At 66.5% G+C, this 13,803-nt stretch carries 15 protein-coding genes; 14 read left to right on the forward strand and 1 reads right to left on the reverse strand.

All coding sequences use genetic code 11. The features are described from left to right. Positions 1–11 precede the first annotated feature (11 nt). Positions 12–1,013, reverse strand: coding sequence for an ABC transporter substrate-binding protein (locus tag NWF22_RS05360; RefSeq protein ID WP_258321326.1), 1,002 nt, complete (start codon positions 1,011–1,013; stop codon positions 12–14). Positions 1,014–1,526: 513 nt separating this feature from the next. On the opposite strand from NWF22_RS05360, the gene NWF22_RS05365 reads away from it, so the two are divergent. From NWF22_RS05365 to NWF22_RS05430, 14 genes are all read left to right on the forward strand, one after another. Further along, positions 1,527–2,039 carry a nuclear transport factor 2 family protein gene (locus tag NWF22_RS05365; protein WP_160900297.1) on the forward strand — a complete coding sequence of 171 codons (513 nt, stop codon included), beginning with the start codon at positions 1,527–1,529 and terminating at the stop codon, positions 2,037–2,039. After that, on the forward strand, positions 2,036–2,950 hold the full coding sequence (locus NWF22_RS05370; protein WP_160900296.1) for a fumarylacetoacetate hydrolase family protein: 915 nt from the start codon (positions 2,036–2,038) through the stop codon (positions 2,948–2,950). Before NWF22_RS05365 ends, NWF22_RS05370 begins: the two co-directional genes overlap by 4 nt. After that, positions 2,947–3,381, forward strand: coding sequence for a RidA family protein (locus NWF22_RS05375; RefSeq protein WP_160900295.1), 435 nt, complete (start codon positions 2,947–2,949; stop codon positions 3,379–3,381). The genes NWF22_RS05370 and NWF22_RS05375 overlap by 4 nt, the downstream gene beginning before the upstream one ends. Then, a complete protein-coding gene (locus NWF22_RS05380; RefSeq protein ID WP_160900294.1) occupies positions 3,371–3,793 on the forward strand; it encodes a cupin domain-containing protein in 423 nt (140 codons plus the stop codon). Before NWF22_RS05375 ends, NWF22_RS05380 begins: the two co-directional genes overlap by 11 nt. 39 nt (positions 3,794–3,832) lie before the next feature. Then, a complete protein-coding gene (locus tag NWF22_RS05385) occupies positions 3,833–5,029 on the forward strand; it encodes an aromatic ring-hydroxylating oxygenase subunit alpha (RefSeq protein WP_160900293.1) in 1,197 nt (398 codons plus the stop codon). Positions 5,030–5,080: 51 nt separating this feature from the next. Then, on the forward strand, positions 5,081–5,962 hold the full coding sequence (locus NWF22_RS05390; RefSeq protein ID WP_160900292.1) for an ABC transporter permease: 882 nt from the start codon (positions 5,081–5,083) through the stop codon (positions 5,960–5,962). Then, complete coding sequence (locus tag NWF22_RS05395; RefSeq protein ID WP_160900291.1) at positions 5,959–6,810, forward strand: ABC transporter ATP-binding protein; 852 nt, start codon at positions 5,959–5,961, stop codon at positions 6,808–6,810. The genes NWF22_RS05390 and NWF22_RS05395 overlap by 4 nt, the downstream gene beginning before the upstream one ends. Further along, positions 6,807–7,631 (forward strand): ABC transporter permease, encoded by an 825-nt coding sequence (locus NWF22_RS05400; RefSeq protein ID WP_160900289.1) that lies wholly within the window; start codon positions 6,807–6,809, stop codon positions 7,629–7,631. The genes NWF22_RS05395 and NWF22_RS05400 overlap by 4 nt, the downstream gene beginning before the upstream one ends. Positions 7,632–7,717: 86 nt before the next feature. Then, positions 7,718–8,806, forward strand: coding sequence for an ABC transporter substrate-binding protein (locus tag NWF22_RS05405; protein ID WP_160900287.1), 1,089 nt, complete (start codon positions 7,718–7,720; stop codon positions 8,804–8,806). Further along, positions 8,803–9,873 (forward strand): amidohydrolase family protein, encoded by a 1,071-nt coding sequence (locus NWF22_RS05410; protein WP_160900285.1) that lies wholly within the window; start codon positions 8,803–8,805, stop codon positions 9,871–9,873. The genes NWF22_RS05405 and NWF22_RS05410 overlap by 4 nt, the downstream gene beginning before the upstream one ends. A gap of 100 nt (positions 9,874–9,973) precedes the next feature. After that, on the forward strand, positions 9,974–10,648 hold the full coding sequence (locus tag NWF22_RS05415) for a GntR family transcriptional regulator (RefSeq protein WP_160900283.1): 675 nt from the start codon (positions 9,974–9,976) through the stop codon (positions 10,646–10,648). A 37-nt stretch (positions 10,649–10,685) separates the two neighbouring features. Then, the gene (locus NWF22_RS05420) at positions 10,686–12,077 is read left to right on the forward strand and encodes an FAD-dependent oxidoreductase (RefSeq protein ID WP_160900281.1); all 1,392 of its coding nucleotides are present in this window, start codon (positions 10,686–10,688) and stop codon (positions 12,075–12,077) included. A gap of 38 nt (positions 12,078–12,115) precedes the next feature. Next, positions 12,116–12,985 carry a 1,4-dihydroxy-2-naphthoate polyprenyltransferase gene (locus NWF22_RS05425; protein ID WP_160900280.1) on the forward strand — a complete coding sequence of 290 codons (870 nt, stop codon included), beginning with the start codon at positions 12,116–12,118 and terminating at the stop codon, positions 12,983–12,985. Positions 12,986–13,031: 46 nt separating this feature from the next. After that, the gene (locus NWF22_RS05430; RefSeq protein WP_160900278.1) at positions 13,032–13,646 is read left to right on the forward strand and encodes a YdcF family protein; all 615 of its coding nucleotides are present in this window, start codon (positions 13,032–13,034) and stop codon (positions 13,644–13,646) included. Positions 13,647–13,803: the final 157 nt, after the last annotated feature.

Genomic DNA, 13,803 nt, shown 5'->3' on the forward strand with positions numbered 1-13,803 from the left:
ATTCACCTCTCCTAGGGGCTGACGTTCGGAAGTGGTTCGAAGGTGGCGCTGGTGAGGTCGACGTCGCCGACCCTGGTGACCGCGTCGTCGTACACATCGGTGCGCATCAGCTCATCGAGATCCGGCGCGGACTCGATCACACCGGTCTCGCTCAGCACGTCCGAGGTCTGCTGGAATGCAGCCTGATCGAGTGTTCCCAGAGGCAGATCGGAGCTCCAGATCGACTTGTTCATCTCGTTCATCTGCCACAGCATGAAGTCGCTGTCCATGCTGGATCCCGCATCGGCCACGAAGCTCACGCACTCTTGGGGGTTGTCGCGGCAGTGAATCTGGCCACGAAGTGTGGCGGCCACGAAGTCGGCGGCCAGTTCCGGGTTCTCGCGTACGAAGTCACCGTTGCCGAAGACCTGCAGCCCCAGCGTCTCGGTGTCGTCGCTGGCGTAGTTGTAAATGGCGATGTCTTCGAGCGGGACGCCGGCCTGGACGAGTTGGCCTGGCTCGTTGTACGCGTATGCCGAGGCCAGATCGACGTCTCCGTTGAGGAACTGCGAGACATCGAAGCCTTGTTCGACGAGCGTGACGTCGGTGTCCCTGTCCAGCCCGTGCTTGGCAAGCGAGGCATACAGCGAGTTCACCGACGACCAGATGCCGATTCGCTTGCCTTCCCACGATTCCGGCGTATCCAGGTTGTCTTCCGCCCACGACAGCAAACGAAGTGACGACTCCTGCTCCAGCTGCGTCAGCGAGACCAGGTCCGTCCCGATGTCGTTGGACGTCAGGACGTTGCTGCCCGCGTCCACACCGAACTGGGCCGAATTCGCGCCAACGAGTTGCTCGGCGTTCACTTCCGGTCCACCAGCCTGGATCGTCACGTCCAGGCCGGCATCATCGTAGTAACCCAGCGCCTCCGCAGCGTAGACCTGAGCGAATTCGGGCTGGACCACCCACCCGGTCACGACGGTGACCGCACCGTCGGCGCCGGCCTCCGAGTCGCTGCCACAGGCGGCCAGCACCGTCGAAGCAGCGACACACGCCGCCGCCGCGGCGAGCCATCGAGGCCGGGATCGATGGGATCGGGATACCACGGCGGACGATTTTCGGACTGATGCGAATATCACACGTTCTCCTTGGCAAGAAGTCGGAAGTCGGGTGCGCATCGGATGCACACCTCATGTCCGGAACGGGCCGCATCGACCGAACCGTCACCCGAGATCGCGGCGCAGTTGCCGTAAATGGCTGTACACCAGGGAATGTCCGCGGAATCGACGGCAACAGAATGGCCGGAGAACCACGCGACGAATCCAATAATATTGGATCTGACCGAGGTTGCAACCCCAGTTGTCGTCGACGCGGGTTCGATGGATTCACGTAACTGACGCTTAACATCCGAGCGGTTGCATAGCCTGGCTAATCAAATAATATTAGATCTGTCAGCGCATGGAACCCGCACCATCGATGTTGCGACCATCGCGCAGATTCACTGCCGTACTGGGCAGTTCATGTCTCAAGGGAGCGACCCGATCAAAATGAATGATGCCGAAATCCAGGATGTGGTGGCACGCCTGGACCGGTTGGAGGCGCGCGACGCCGTCCGAGCGGTCAAGGCCCACTACATGCAATGGGCGGACGAGAAGAGGCGACTCGGCATGGGCGAGTTGTTCTGGGAGGACGCGGTCTGGGAGGAACTCGACCTCTCGGGCGAGACCATCCCCGGATGCCGCTGGGAAGGACGCGACGCGATCGCCGACATGTTCGACCACAGCCCCGACCGTCTGTGGTTCACCGTCCACTACCTGACCAACGAGGCGATCACCGTCACCGGGGATACCGCGGTGGGACGGTGGAAGTTATTGGAGCCGTGCACGATCCGCGACGAAATGGCCGTCTGGCAGGGCGGCCACTATGTGGACGACTTCGAACGTCGCGACGGTGAGTGGAAGATCTCCCACCTGCGATTGACCCTCGATTTCCAGACCCCGTACGACGACGGGTGGCTGCGACGCCGCCACCTGTCCGATGCCGTGGCGGTGCAGTCATGAGAATCGTGCGTTTCGAGCACGGCGGTATGGCCGGTGTCGGCGTGGTTCGCGACGACCAGGTGTTCCCCGTCGGCGAGTCCCTCGACGACCTCATCGCCGGTGCCGTGCCGTCCGTCTCGGAGGTCTCGCACCCGCTCGACGAGGTGCGCCTGCTGGCCCCGATCGCCGAAAGCAGCCGTGGCATGTTCTGCTTCGGCATCAATTATGTGGATCACCAGCGGGAATCCGCCGACCACTTCGTGGCGCAGATCCCGACCGACCCGATCGTCTTCTTCAAGACCCGCAGCGCGCTGGCCGGGCCGGCCGACGAGCTCGAACTCGACGAATCGGTGTCGGCGGAATTCGACTGGGAGGTGGAACTCGGTGTGGTGATCGGTCGGGCCGGCCGCAACATCACCCCGGAGACGGTGGCCGAGCACATCTTCGGCTACACCGTCGTCAACGACGTGACCGCTCGGGATCTGCAGAAACGCTTCTCGCAGTGGCACATCGGCAAGAACATCGATGCGTCCACCCCGGTGGGCCCGTGGGTGGTGACGGCCGACGAGATCGCCTATCCGCCGGCCGTCGAGGTGTCGCTGCGCGTCGACGGCACCGAGAAGCAGCGGGCGAGCACCACCGACATGATCTTCTCGATCTCTCAGCAGATCTGCACGCTGAGCCGATACCTGGAACTGCAGCCCGGCGACATCATTGCCACCGGCACCCCGTCCGGAGTCGGATTCACCCGCACCCCACCGGAATTCCTGGTACCGGGAGTGGTGGTGGAGGCCGAGGTCTCGGGAATCGGCCGACTGTCCAATGCGATCCGCCGCGCACCCGATGCACCCATGCATCCACCCGCGGAGCTCGTCTTCGACGAACTCTCCCCCACCGCCACCCAGCCCACCGCCCAGCAAGGAGCACGATGAACACCGCAGTATTCACCGACGCGGAGACCGTGGGCTTCTACAGTCCCGCCGTCATCACCCCGCCCGGCGCCCAATTGGTCTCGGTGGCCGGTCAACTCAGCACCGACGTCGACGGCAACAGTGTGGGCGTCGGGGACTTCGAAACCCAACTGCGCACCGTCTTCGGCCATCTGGACAGTGTGCTGACGGCATCCGGCTCGTCGCTGGCCGAGGTCGTCAAGTTCACCACCTATCTCGTCGACCCCGACCACATCGCCGAGTTCTACCGGGTACGTGAACTGATCTTCGCCGACCTCTACCCGAACCGGCGTCCGCCGGGCAACACCCTGCTGGTGATCCAACGTCTCGTCCGTCCCGAGTTCCTGGTCGAGATCGAGGCCCTGGCCACCACCCACACCCCGATCCCGGAAGGCGCACTCCATGTCGGCTGACATCACCCCCACCCAGGATGGCGACACCAGCACCTACCCCAGCGGAAGCCAGCTCGTCGACTCGGGCATGATCGCCGACAACTCGGCCGCCGCCGGCGGTGGTTCCGGCTCGCTCTCCCGTGGTTCGGCGGCCTCGGCCGGCGGTATGTGGATGGGCGTCAGCAAGCTGCCGCCCGGCCACTCGTCGGTCCCCCACCACCACACCGATCAGACCTCCATCGTCTGCATCGTCGGCGGCGCCATGCGTTTCCGCGTCCACGGCCCGAACGGACCGGAGGAGTTCACCGCCTCGGCCGGCCAGATCGCCGTCATCCCCGGTGGCCTCGTGCACGAAGAGTTCAACGATCTCGACGTCGAATGCGTCTGCGTGGTCACCCGCAACAGCGAACAACCCGTGGTCCGCAACGTCTGAGCGACCCCGGTTCACCCCACAGCTCACCAGGAGTTCCCCATGAACGCGATCCCCGCGTTGGTCCAAGACGTCCTCGACCGCCTCGGCATCCCCGACGCCGACGTCACCTCGGCGCGCACCATGCCGACCGAGGTCTACACATCCGAAGAGTTCTACGAGTTCGAGAAGGAGGCCATCTTCGCCAAGGAGTGGCTGTGTCTCGGGCACATCAGCCAGGTACCCAACCCCGGTGACTTCTATGCGATCACCATCGGCGACGAACCGCTCATCGTGGTGCGCGACCGCGACGAGCAGATCCGGGTGATGTCGGCGATCTGCCAGCACCGCGCGTATCCGGTGATCGACAGCAAGGAGCAGGGCAACACCAAACAGTTCCGCTGCCCGTATCACTACTGGGCCTACGACCTCACCGGTCAGCTCAAGGCGGCGCCGGAGATGAAGGAGACCTGCCCGATCGCCGAGCTCCGCAAGGAGACCGCACTACCCAACCTGAAGGTGGAGATCTGGCACGGGATGATCTTCGCGAACATGGATCTCGACGCCGAACCGCTGGCACCGCAACTCACCAAGCTGCATGGCGAGATGGAGATCTTCGACGTCGCGAACCTGGAGATCACCGGCGAGCAGGAGTTCACCGGACTGCCCTGGAACTGGAAGGGCATGCACGAGAACGCACTCGAGCCCTATCACACGTCGTTCGTGCACATGGGCTACCACGACATCGCGCCGGCCTCGATGGCCGAGTTCGTGGAGTTCGAGGACACCGACAACGTGATCATGCATCCCACCAACTACCGGTACATGGATGCGGGCTTCAACCCGACCGGCAAGGCGATCCTGCCGATCCTGCCGGGCCTCGACGAGGAGCATCGCAGCCGCATCATGTTCGCCTCGGTGCTGCCGACGGTGTTCTTCGCGCTGAGTCCCGAGCAGGTGTTCTACTTCCTGATCATCCCGGAGAGCGCCAACTCGATGACCTTGAAGGTGGCCTGGCTGTTCCCGGCCGAGACCAAGAAGGCGGCCGGCTTCGACTGGGCCTTCGAGATGCAGAACGCGGTCAACCAGGTGATCAACGACCAGGACATGGTGACCAACGAGCGTATGCAGAACGGGCAGCGCTCGCGCTACGCCAAGCGCGGTCGCTACAGCTGGCAGGAGACCACGCTGCCGCAGGTCAACCGGTGGCTGGCGCTGCGGTATCAGGCGCACGCCAAGTCGCAGTCCTACGGTGCCTGAATTCTGCCGACCAGGGAGGTCACCGCTATGTCTGTCGGTGAATTGTCAAGAGTGACAACACGACAAACGGTCTCGGCCCCGGCGGGGCGGCCGACCGGGGCGAGTGCCGGTCGTGCGGGCGCGCTGCCCGCGATGGTGCGCAGCCTGGCATGGGTGATGGCGTCGCTGGTCGTGGTGGTGGCCCTCTTCGAGGGCGCGAAGTGGGCCTTCGGGGTCTCCGACATCACCATGCCGCACAGCTGGTCCATCGCGGCCGCATTCGGCGCGGAGACGCCGTCCGGTCAGGTCCGCTGGATGGCGCTGGCCGAGAGTGTGGGCGTGACATTGCAGCAGTCGCTGGTCGGCGTCCTGCTGGGTCTGCTCGTCGGGGCGCTGCTGGGGATCATCACCGCGAAGTCCCAGTTCACGTCGCGGACCCTCACCCCGGTGCTGGTGGCGAGTCAGACACTGCCGCTGGTGGCGATCGTGCCCGCGCTGGTGATCCTGTTGGGCGAGGGCTGGTTCGCCCGCGCGGTGATCGCCGCGATGCTCGCGTTCTTCCCCGTGTACGTGGCGGTGGCCCGATCGATCACCGACATCCCGATCGATCAGCGAAAGCTGTTCGAGAGCTTGGGTTTCTCGCGAGGACGCACGTTTCTGAGCCTCGAACTGCCGCAGGTGACGTTGGCCGCCGTGGCGACAGTCCGGACCGCCACCGCACTCGCGGTCACCGGCTCCATCGTCGCCGAATTGCCCAGCGGGACATCGGATGGCATCGCCGCGACGATGCTGACCGCCGCCTCCTACTACCTGACCGACCCGGAAGCACTGTGGTGCTCGGCGCTGGTCGCGATGGCCGGCGGGGTGCTGCTGGTGTTCGTGTTGTCGGCGCTCGCGTCGATCGCCGCCCGACTCGCCCTCCGCACGCCGCCCGAGACAAGGAACGTCCGATGAGCCCCTTCCCCACCTTCGAACCGACCGTCGACGTGTCGGCGTCGGGTGCACGCGCCACCACCGACATCGCTGTGCCGAACGCGATCTCGCTGGACGCGGTCACCAAGTACTACGGCGACACCCTGATCCTGGACTCGATCGATCATGTCGTGGAGGCCGGATCGTTCGTCTCGCTGATCGGCCCGTCCGGCTGCGGCAAGTCGACGCTGCTGCGCATGATCGCCGACCTCGAACCGGTGTCGGGTGGAAGCGTCCGCATCGGCGCCCGCACGCCGGATGAGTGCCGGCGCGACCATGCGATGTCCATGGTGTTCCAGAGCCCGAATCTGGTGCCGTGGCGGTCGGTGCGCCGCAACGTCGAACTCCCGCTGGAGGCGATGGGAGTGAGTGCGAGCCGCCGCGCCGCCCTCGCCGACGCCGAACTGGCGAAGGTCGGCCTGGACGGTTACGGCGATGCCCATCCCCGCACGCTGTCCGGCGGCATGGCCCAACGCGCGGCCATCGCCCGGGCGCTGGTGACCGATCCGGGCATCGTGCTGATGGACGAGCCGTTCGGTGCGCTCGACGAGATCCTGCGCGAACGGCTCAACTACGAATTGCACGATCTGTGGGCCACCACCGGCAAGACGATCGTGTTCGTCACCCACAGCATCGCCGAGGCGGTGGCGCTGTCCACCGACATCGTGGTGATGGGTCGCAATCCGGGCCGGATCGTCAGCCATCTCCCGGTGGATCTGCCGCGTGAGCGCGGACCGCATCTGGCCGAATCCGAACGGTTCTTCCAGATCACCACCGAGGTGCGACGGCTGCTGGCGCTGGCCGCCGGTCCGTCCGGGGCGAGCACATGACCGCCGCCGCACCCGTCCTGCGTGGGCCGGCGGGGCGGTCGGGGCGATCCGGCCGCGGCGCCCGCCGGGTGAGCACCGTGCTGGGACCGATCGCCGTCGTCGTCGCACTCCTGATCGCCTGGCAGATCTGGGTGGAGGCCGCCGGGATCAAGCCGTTCGTGCTGCCCACGCCGGTGGCGGTGTGGGAGGCCTTCGCCGAACGCCCGACGTTCTTCCTCGGGCTCGGGCTGCACACGCTGTATGAGGCGATGGCCGGGCTGCTGGTCGGCGGCCTGGTCGGTGCGGCCTCCGCGGTGCTCGCCTTCCGGGTACGTGCGCTGGGTCGCGGCGCCGAGGTGGTGGCCGCCGCCCTGCTGGCGTTGCCGATGGTGGCGCTGGTGCCGATCGCGAATGTGTTCTTCGGGCTGACACCGGCCTCGCGCATCTTCGTGGTCTCGGTGGCCGTCTACCCGATCGTGCTCAGCTTTCTGTTGCGCGGCCTGCGCGACACCGACCGCGGTCTGGTGGAGGCGTTCCGGTCAATGGCGGTCTCGCCGCTGCAGACGGTGCGGGGTCTCTATCTGCCGTCGATGTTGCCGGCGTGCATGAGTGCACTGCGGGTGGCCATGCCGACCGCCTTCTCCATCGCCATCGTGGCCGAGTTCTTCGGCGGCGAACTCAACACGCTGGGCACGTTCATCAAGTCGTCGGCGGTGCAGTCCCGCGTCGCCGACACCTGGGGCGCCGCACTCGTCGCGTTCGCCTTCGCGCTGGTCCTCTATCTCGTCATCGCGGTGGTCGACCGCCGGGTGCTGCGCTGGCATCCGTCGCGCTCGTCCTGAGCGCAGCATCCCCTACCTCTCTGTCGCAGTAGTCCATTCGAAACCTCAACCGATCTTCGACATCTCAACCGATCAAGGAATTCATCATGTCACTGTTGTCCCCCGGCTCCCGCGCGTCCCGATCGGGCCGAGCCAAGCTCGCCGCAGCTGCTGTCGCGGCAATCTCCGCACTCGGTCTCACCGCCTGCGGAAGCGATTCCGACACCGCCTCCGACGGATCGGTCGAAGTCGTCCTGGGGTGGGTCATCCAACCGGAGTTCGCGTCTGTCTACGCGGCCGACGCGCTGGGCTACTACTCCGACGCCGGCATCGATGTCACCATCCGGCCGGGCGGCCCCGAGGTCAACGCCGAGCAGCTCGTCGGCGCCGGCAGCGCCCAATACGGAATCGACAACGGCAGCAACGTCTTCCTGTCCAACGATGTGGGTACCGATCTGGTGACGCTGGCCCAGTTGGAGCAGGAGACATCGCTGCGCCTGGTGTCGATGGCCGAGGACGGTCTCGAGGGCCCGGAGACGTGGGAGGGCCAACGCATCGGCGTGTGGTCGTCGGCCAACTCCCTGTACGCCTCGCTGGCCAAGCACGGCATCGATCAGAACACCGACGTGACGCTGGTGGAGCAGGGCTTCGACATGTCGCAGTTCCTCAACGGTGAGATCGACATGGCCTCGGCCTACAGCTACAACGAGGTCGGCCAGATCCTGCAGGCCGGCGTCGCACCGGAAGACCTCACCATCTACGACTACGCCGACGACGACACCGCCACGGTGGGGCTGCAGCTGTTCGGCAACGGCGAGTACGTGGCCGCGAATCCCGATGAGGCCGCGGCATTCACCGCGGCGACCATCCGCGGGCAGGTCTACTGCCGGGACAATCCCGACGAGTGCGTGCAATTCGTGGCCGATGCCGGTGCCTCCATCGATCCCGAGTTCATGCGGTGGCAGATGAACGAGGTCAACACCTCGGTCTGGTCCACCGACGTCCCGATCGGCACCATGGACCGCGACCTGTATCAGCAGACCGCCGACGTGCTCACCGAAACCGGTGTGGTGGAAAATGACCCGGATCTCGACGCCATGATGGGAACCGAGATCTACGACGCGGCCGTCGCCCAGCTCACCGACGTCGACCTGACCAACGCGCAGTTCGCACCGATGGAGAACGTTGCCCCGTGAACACCCGAGAAGTCGTCTTCACCAACGTCTATCACCCACTGACCGGCGGTCATGCCGACATCACCGTACCCGTCTCGTCGCCCGCCGCGGCCGGTCCGTCGCGCATCGACGGCTCCAACTTCTGGGCACTGCCGGGCATCTACGACGGTGACGCCCACATCCCGCTGCTGAGTCAGGGTCTGCGCCACCAGGAGTCGCACAGTCCCCGCCTCGGCGGCGTGACCCACGTCAACACGGCGCTGCAATGGCAGGAGTTGCGGTACTTCGATGTCGCCGAGGTCGGCGAGTACTGCGCATCGACGCGGCTGCCCCGCTACATCCCGACCCTGTCGGTGGAACCGGAGGACACCGACGGTTTCGCCGCCTGGCTGGGCGACAACGCCGAGGCATTACAGAAGAACTGGGCGAGGGTGTGCAAGCTGTACTCGCCGGACCCGAACTTCATGCGCAACATCGAAGCGGTCTGGGAGGCCGGGCTGACCGCGGTGGTCTACTCGTGGGACGACGACGACCTGGCGTGGGTGGCCGATCTGCGCGGCGGTCCACTGCACCACCGGCACGCCCGGTCCCGGGCCACGGCCGAGCTGATGCGCACGACGCCGGCGGCGACGATCCAGACCTCACCGCACTATCTGTTGTCGCTGGCCGAGGGCCACGCCGAGGGACTGCACGTGCTCCCGCCGGTCCCCGGCGAGGACGCCCGCACGTCGCTGCTCGAGGTACTCGACTCCCACATCGACATGATCGCGACCGACGACAACGCACCGGTGCACGGTGCGACGGGCCCCGGACTGTCGAGTCAGCGGTATCTGCTGTCGGTACTGATGACGCTGGTCAAGGCCGAGAGCCTCGCGTTGAACTCGCTGTGGCCGAAGCTCACCACCGCACCGGCGGAGATCTTCGGCACCGCCGATCTGGTCGAGGAGTCGACGATCATCGTCGACCCGACGACCTCGCGAGAGGTGGGCACCGAGACCGGCGAGGGCCGTCGCAACCCTTATGTTGGGCTACGATTGTCCGGCGCAGTTGTGGCGATGACCACTCCTGGGCAGGGAATTGTTCTGTGACGTCAGAGACGTCCTGCGACATCGGGGACAACACCATGAACCTGCACCTTCTCGGGCATCAGCGGCCGGGCACGGGGCCCGCTCACGCCGGCGGTGCGGCGTGAGCGCGCTGCCGCCCCGCACGCGGCGGGCGCCGCAGCCGAAGTCGGCGACGGTCAACCGCAACGTCGCCGACCGGTTGCGCAAGGCCATTGTGAGCGGTGAACTCCCGGCCGGCTCCCGGATCGTGCAGTCCGACATCGCGGCACGCCTCGGTGTGAGTGTGACGCCGGTGCGCGAGGCCCTTCGCGAACTCGAGGCCGAGGGTCTGGTGGACTTCGACGCCTACCGCGGCGCCACCATCCATCAGACCTGTCGAGCCGAACTGATCGAGGTCTATGAGCTCCGCAAGACGCTGATCCCGTCGAGTGTGGCGGCCGCGGTGATGATGCTGTCCGACGAGGAACTCGATGAGGCCGAGTTCCTGGCCCGGTCGATGACCATGGAGTTGCCGGCCGAGGAGTGGGTGGAGGCCAACCGTCGCTTCCACTGGCTGATGGACACGACCTCCGAATTGCCCAGGACGCGAACGATCCTGGGAAATCTCACCGACCTGTCGACGCTCTATGTGGGCCTCGCGATCGGATCGGAGTCCACTCGCCGCGAACGTGCCCAACGCGACCACCTCAGCATGGTCGAGATCGCCCGGCGTCGGGATGTGGACGCGGCCGTGGAGATCGCGGTCGCCCACCTGCACGACACCTTGACCTCGGCACTGAAATCGATGGACGGCTGACGCCCCGTCTGAGCCCGTGAAATGGAGAGATGCCGCGATGACGGCTGCCCTGAAGACCACCGAACGACCGCTGCGTGTCGCCATCATCGGAGCCGGCCCCGCCGGGATCTATGCGGCGGACGCCCTGATGAAGTCCGACACCGCCGGCGAGCAGGGGGTGAGCATCGACCTGTTCGAACGACTACCGGCGCCGTTCGGGCTGATCCGGTACGGCGTCGCGCCCGACCATCCCCGCATCAAGGGGATCGTGACCGCATTGCACAAGGTGCTCGACAAGCCGCAGGTCCGATTTCTCGGGAATGTGGAGTACGGCACCGATATCACGCTGGAGGAACTGCGTTGGTGCTATGACGCGGTCATCTTCTCCACCGGCGCCACCGACGACCGCGAACTGCCGGTTCCCGGTGCCGAACTCGAGGGGAGTTTCGGGGCGGCACAGTTCGTCGCGTGGTACGACGGGCATCCCGACGTCCCGCGGACGTGGCCGCTGACCGCCGAGAAGGTTGCGGTGATCGGGGTGGGAAACGTCGCGCTCGATGTGGCCCGGGTGCTGGCCAAGACCGCGGATGAACTGCTGCCCACGGAGATCCCCGGCAACGTCTACGACGGTCTGCGCGCCAACAGAGCGCGCGAGGTGCACGTCTTCGGCCGGCGCGGCCCGGCGCAGGCCAAGTTCACGCCGCTGGAACTCAAAGAACTCGCTCATTCGCCGAACATCGAGGTGGTGGTGAGCCCGGAGGACATCGACTACGACGAAGGATCGGCGGTGGCGCGGCGCAGCAGCAAGATCACCGACCAGGTCGCCACCATCATCGAGAACTACGCACTGCGCGACAGCGATACCGGTGCGAAACACAAATTGTTCCTGCACTTCTTCGAGAACCCGGTGGAAATCGTCGGCGCCGACGGCCAGGTGGTGGGGCTGCGCACCGAACGGACGCGTCTCGACGGCACCGGCAACGTCCGACCCACCGGGGAGATCACCGAGTGGCCGGTCGGTGCGGTGTACCGGGCGGTGGGCTACCTGTCCGACGACCTGCCGGAGGTTCCGTTCGACGCCGCGGCCGGCGTCATCCCCAACGAGGCCGGCCGCGTGTTCGACGAGGGCCGCCACCTCGCCGGGCTGTACGCCACCGGCTGGATCAAGCGCGGCCCGATCGGACTCATCGGTCACACCAAGGGTGATGCCAACGAGACCGTCGACTGTCTACTGCGCGATCTGGCCGACGGCGCGTTGCCGACGCCGCAGAATCCGGGTGTGGAGGCGGTCACGAAGCTGCTGACGGCGAAGAACGTCGCGTTCACCACGTGGGACGGCTGGTATCGACTCGACGAACACGAGCGCGCGCTGGGCAGTGCGGCCGGCCGCGAACGCATCAAGGTGGTCGAGCGGGACGAGATGCTCGCCGCCTCGCTCGGCGGGAACTGACGACAACCGCTGCGCGCGCTCGTGGAAAGATCGGCAGGATGGCAACCCCGAAGGAGTGGATCCAGGGCGCCCGTCCACGCACACTGCCCAACGCGATCGCACCGGTCGTGGTGGGCGTCGGCGCGGTCGGCGACCTCGGCGACGTGGTGTGGTGGAAGGCGGCGCTGGCGCTGATCGTCGCGATGGCGCTCATCGTCGGCGTGAATTTCGCCAACGACTATTCCGACGGGGTGCGCGGCACCGACGACGACCGCGTCGGCCCGATGCGGCTGGTGGGTTCGGGCGCGGCGGCCCCTGCGGCGGTCAAGCGCGCGGCGTTCGGGTGTTTCGCCGTCGGCGCGCTGTGCGGGCTGGTGCTCGCGGTCACCACCGCGTGGTGGCTGGTGGTGGTCGGCGCGATCTGCATCGCCGGCGCCTGGTTCTACACCGGCGGCAAGAAGCCGTACGGCTACATCGGCCTCGGCGAGGTCGCCGTGTTCGTCTTCTTCGGCCTCGTCGCCGTGCTCGGCACCCAGTTCGTGGTGAGCGACGCGATCGACTGGGTGGGTGTGTTGTGTGCCGTCGCGGTCGGGTCCCTGTCGTCGGCGGTGCTGGTGGTCAACAACCTCCGCGACATCCCCGGCGACACCGAGTCGGGCAAGATCACGCTCGCGGTTCGGCTCGGCGACAAGCGGACTCGTGTCCTGTTCGCCGCGCTGCTGACGGTACCGATGGTGATCAGTGTCGCGTTGATCGCGGCCACCCCGTGGGCGCTGCTCGGTCTGCTCGCCGCGCCGCTGATCTGGGCGGCGTCGGTGCCGGTGCGCCGTGGCGCGATGGGCCCGCGGCTCATCCCGTCGCTGGGGATCACCGGGCAGGCGATGCTGGTGTGGGCGGTCCTGACGGCTGTGGGATTGGTCATCGGGTAGCCGTCCCGGGTCGGCGTGTCGCCGGCCCCGCCAATACCCTTGGCCCATGCGCGCAACCACTGTCCTGGTGCGCGGACCCAACCGCCGCCGACGGCGCCGGCAGACGCTGCTCGCCGCGGCCGTCTGCCTGGTGCTCACCCTCGCCCTGGCCGTCGGCGTGCTGGGCTATCAGCTGTTCACCCGCGACCATCAGGATCCGCTGCGCCCGGCCGATGCGATCGTGGTGCTCGGCGGCGAGCACGACGGGCGGGAGGACTACGGACTCGAACTGGCGGCCGACGGCTACGCCGACACCGTGCTGATCTCCGATCCCTACCGGCCGTACAAACGCTCCGAGCAGGACCTGATGAACCGGGTCTGCGATGCCGGGACGGACTCGATCGAGGTGATCTGCTTCGAGCCGCACCCGTCCACCACGCGTGGCGAGGCGATGTTCGTGCAGCACATGGCCACCGCGCGCGGGTGGCGGTCGGTGATCGTGGTGAGTTGGCGCTATCACCTCGTGCGGGCGCGCTACATCTTCGGCCAGTGCTCGGACCGCGAGGTCGTCATGCGCAGTGTGCCGCGCAGCTACGCACAGTCGTGGCGGGACTGGGCCTACACCTACGCGTACCAGTACGGCGGGCTGATGAAGGCGACGGCGCTGGGCTGCGACACCTAGTGTCATGCGTCACCTCGTGCCCCGCAGCAGGCACCATACCCACCAGTTTGTTAGCATCGTGAATGTTCTTGTCGGGGCTTGATCCGGAATTCACCAGGGTGTGGATCCCCCCCTTCCACAACCGGTGAGCCGGATGATGAGAACACCGAGCACCGCG

It is taken from the genome of Gordonia mangrovi, from assembly GCF_024734075.1.
Classification (GTDB): domain Bacteria; phylum Actinomycetota; class Actinomycetes; order Mycobacteriales; family Mycobacteriaceae; genus Gordonia; species Gordonia mangrovi.

Coding starts and splice junctions, on each gene's coding strand:
- NWF22_RS05375 (WP_160900295.1), top strand. CDS start 2,947: ATGAACACCGCAGTATTCACCGACGCGGAGACCGTGGGCTTCTACAGT.
- NWF22_RS05420 (WP_160900281.1), top strand. CDS start 10,686: ATGACGGCTGCCCTGAAGACCACCGAACGACCGCTGCGTGTCGCCATC.
- NWF22_RS05430 (WP_160900278.1), top strand. CDS start 13,032: ATGCGCGCAACCACTGTCCTGGTGCGCGGACCCAACCGCCGCCGACGG.
- NWF22_RS05395 (WP_160900291.1), top strand. CDS start 5,959: ATGAGCCCCTTCCCCACCTTCGAACCGACCGTCGACGTGTCGGCGTCG.
- NWF22_RS05400 (WP_160900289.1), top strand. CDS start 6,807: ATGACCGCCGCCGCACCCGTCCTGCGTGGGCCGGCGGGGCGGTCGGGG.
- NWF22_RS05385 (WP_160900293.1), top strand. CDS start 3,833: ATGAACGCGATCCCCGCGTTGGTCCAAGACGTCCTCGACCGCCTCGGC.
- NWF22_RS05365 (WP_160900297.1), top strand. CDS start 1,527: ATGAATGATGCCGAAATCCAGGATGTGGTGGCACGCCTGGACCGGTTG.
- NWF22_RS05380 (WP_160900294.1), top strand. CDS start 3,371: ATGTCGGCTGACATCACCCCCACCCAGGATGGCGACACCAGCACCTAC.
- NWF22_RS05405 (WP_160900287.1), top strand. CDS start 7,718: ATGTCACTGTTGTCCCCCGGCTCCCGCGCGTCCCGATCGGGCCGAGCC.
- NWF22_RS05425 (WP_160900280.1), top strand. CDS start 12,116: ATGGCAACCCCGAAGGAGTGGATCCAGGGCGCCCGTCCACGCACACTG.
- NWF22_RS05370 (WP_160900296.1), top strand. CDS start 2,036: ATGAGAATCGTGCGTTTCGAGCACGGCGGTATGGCCGGTGTCGGCGTG.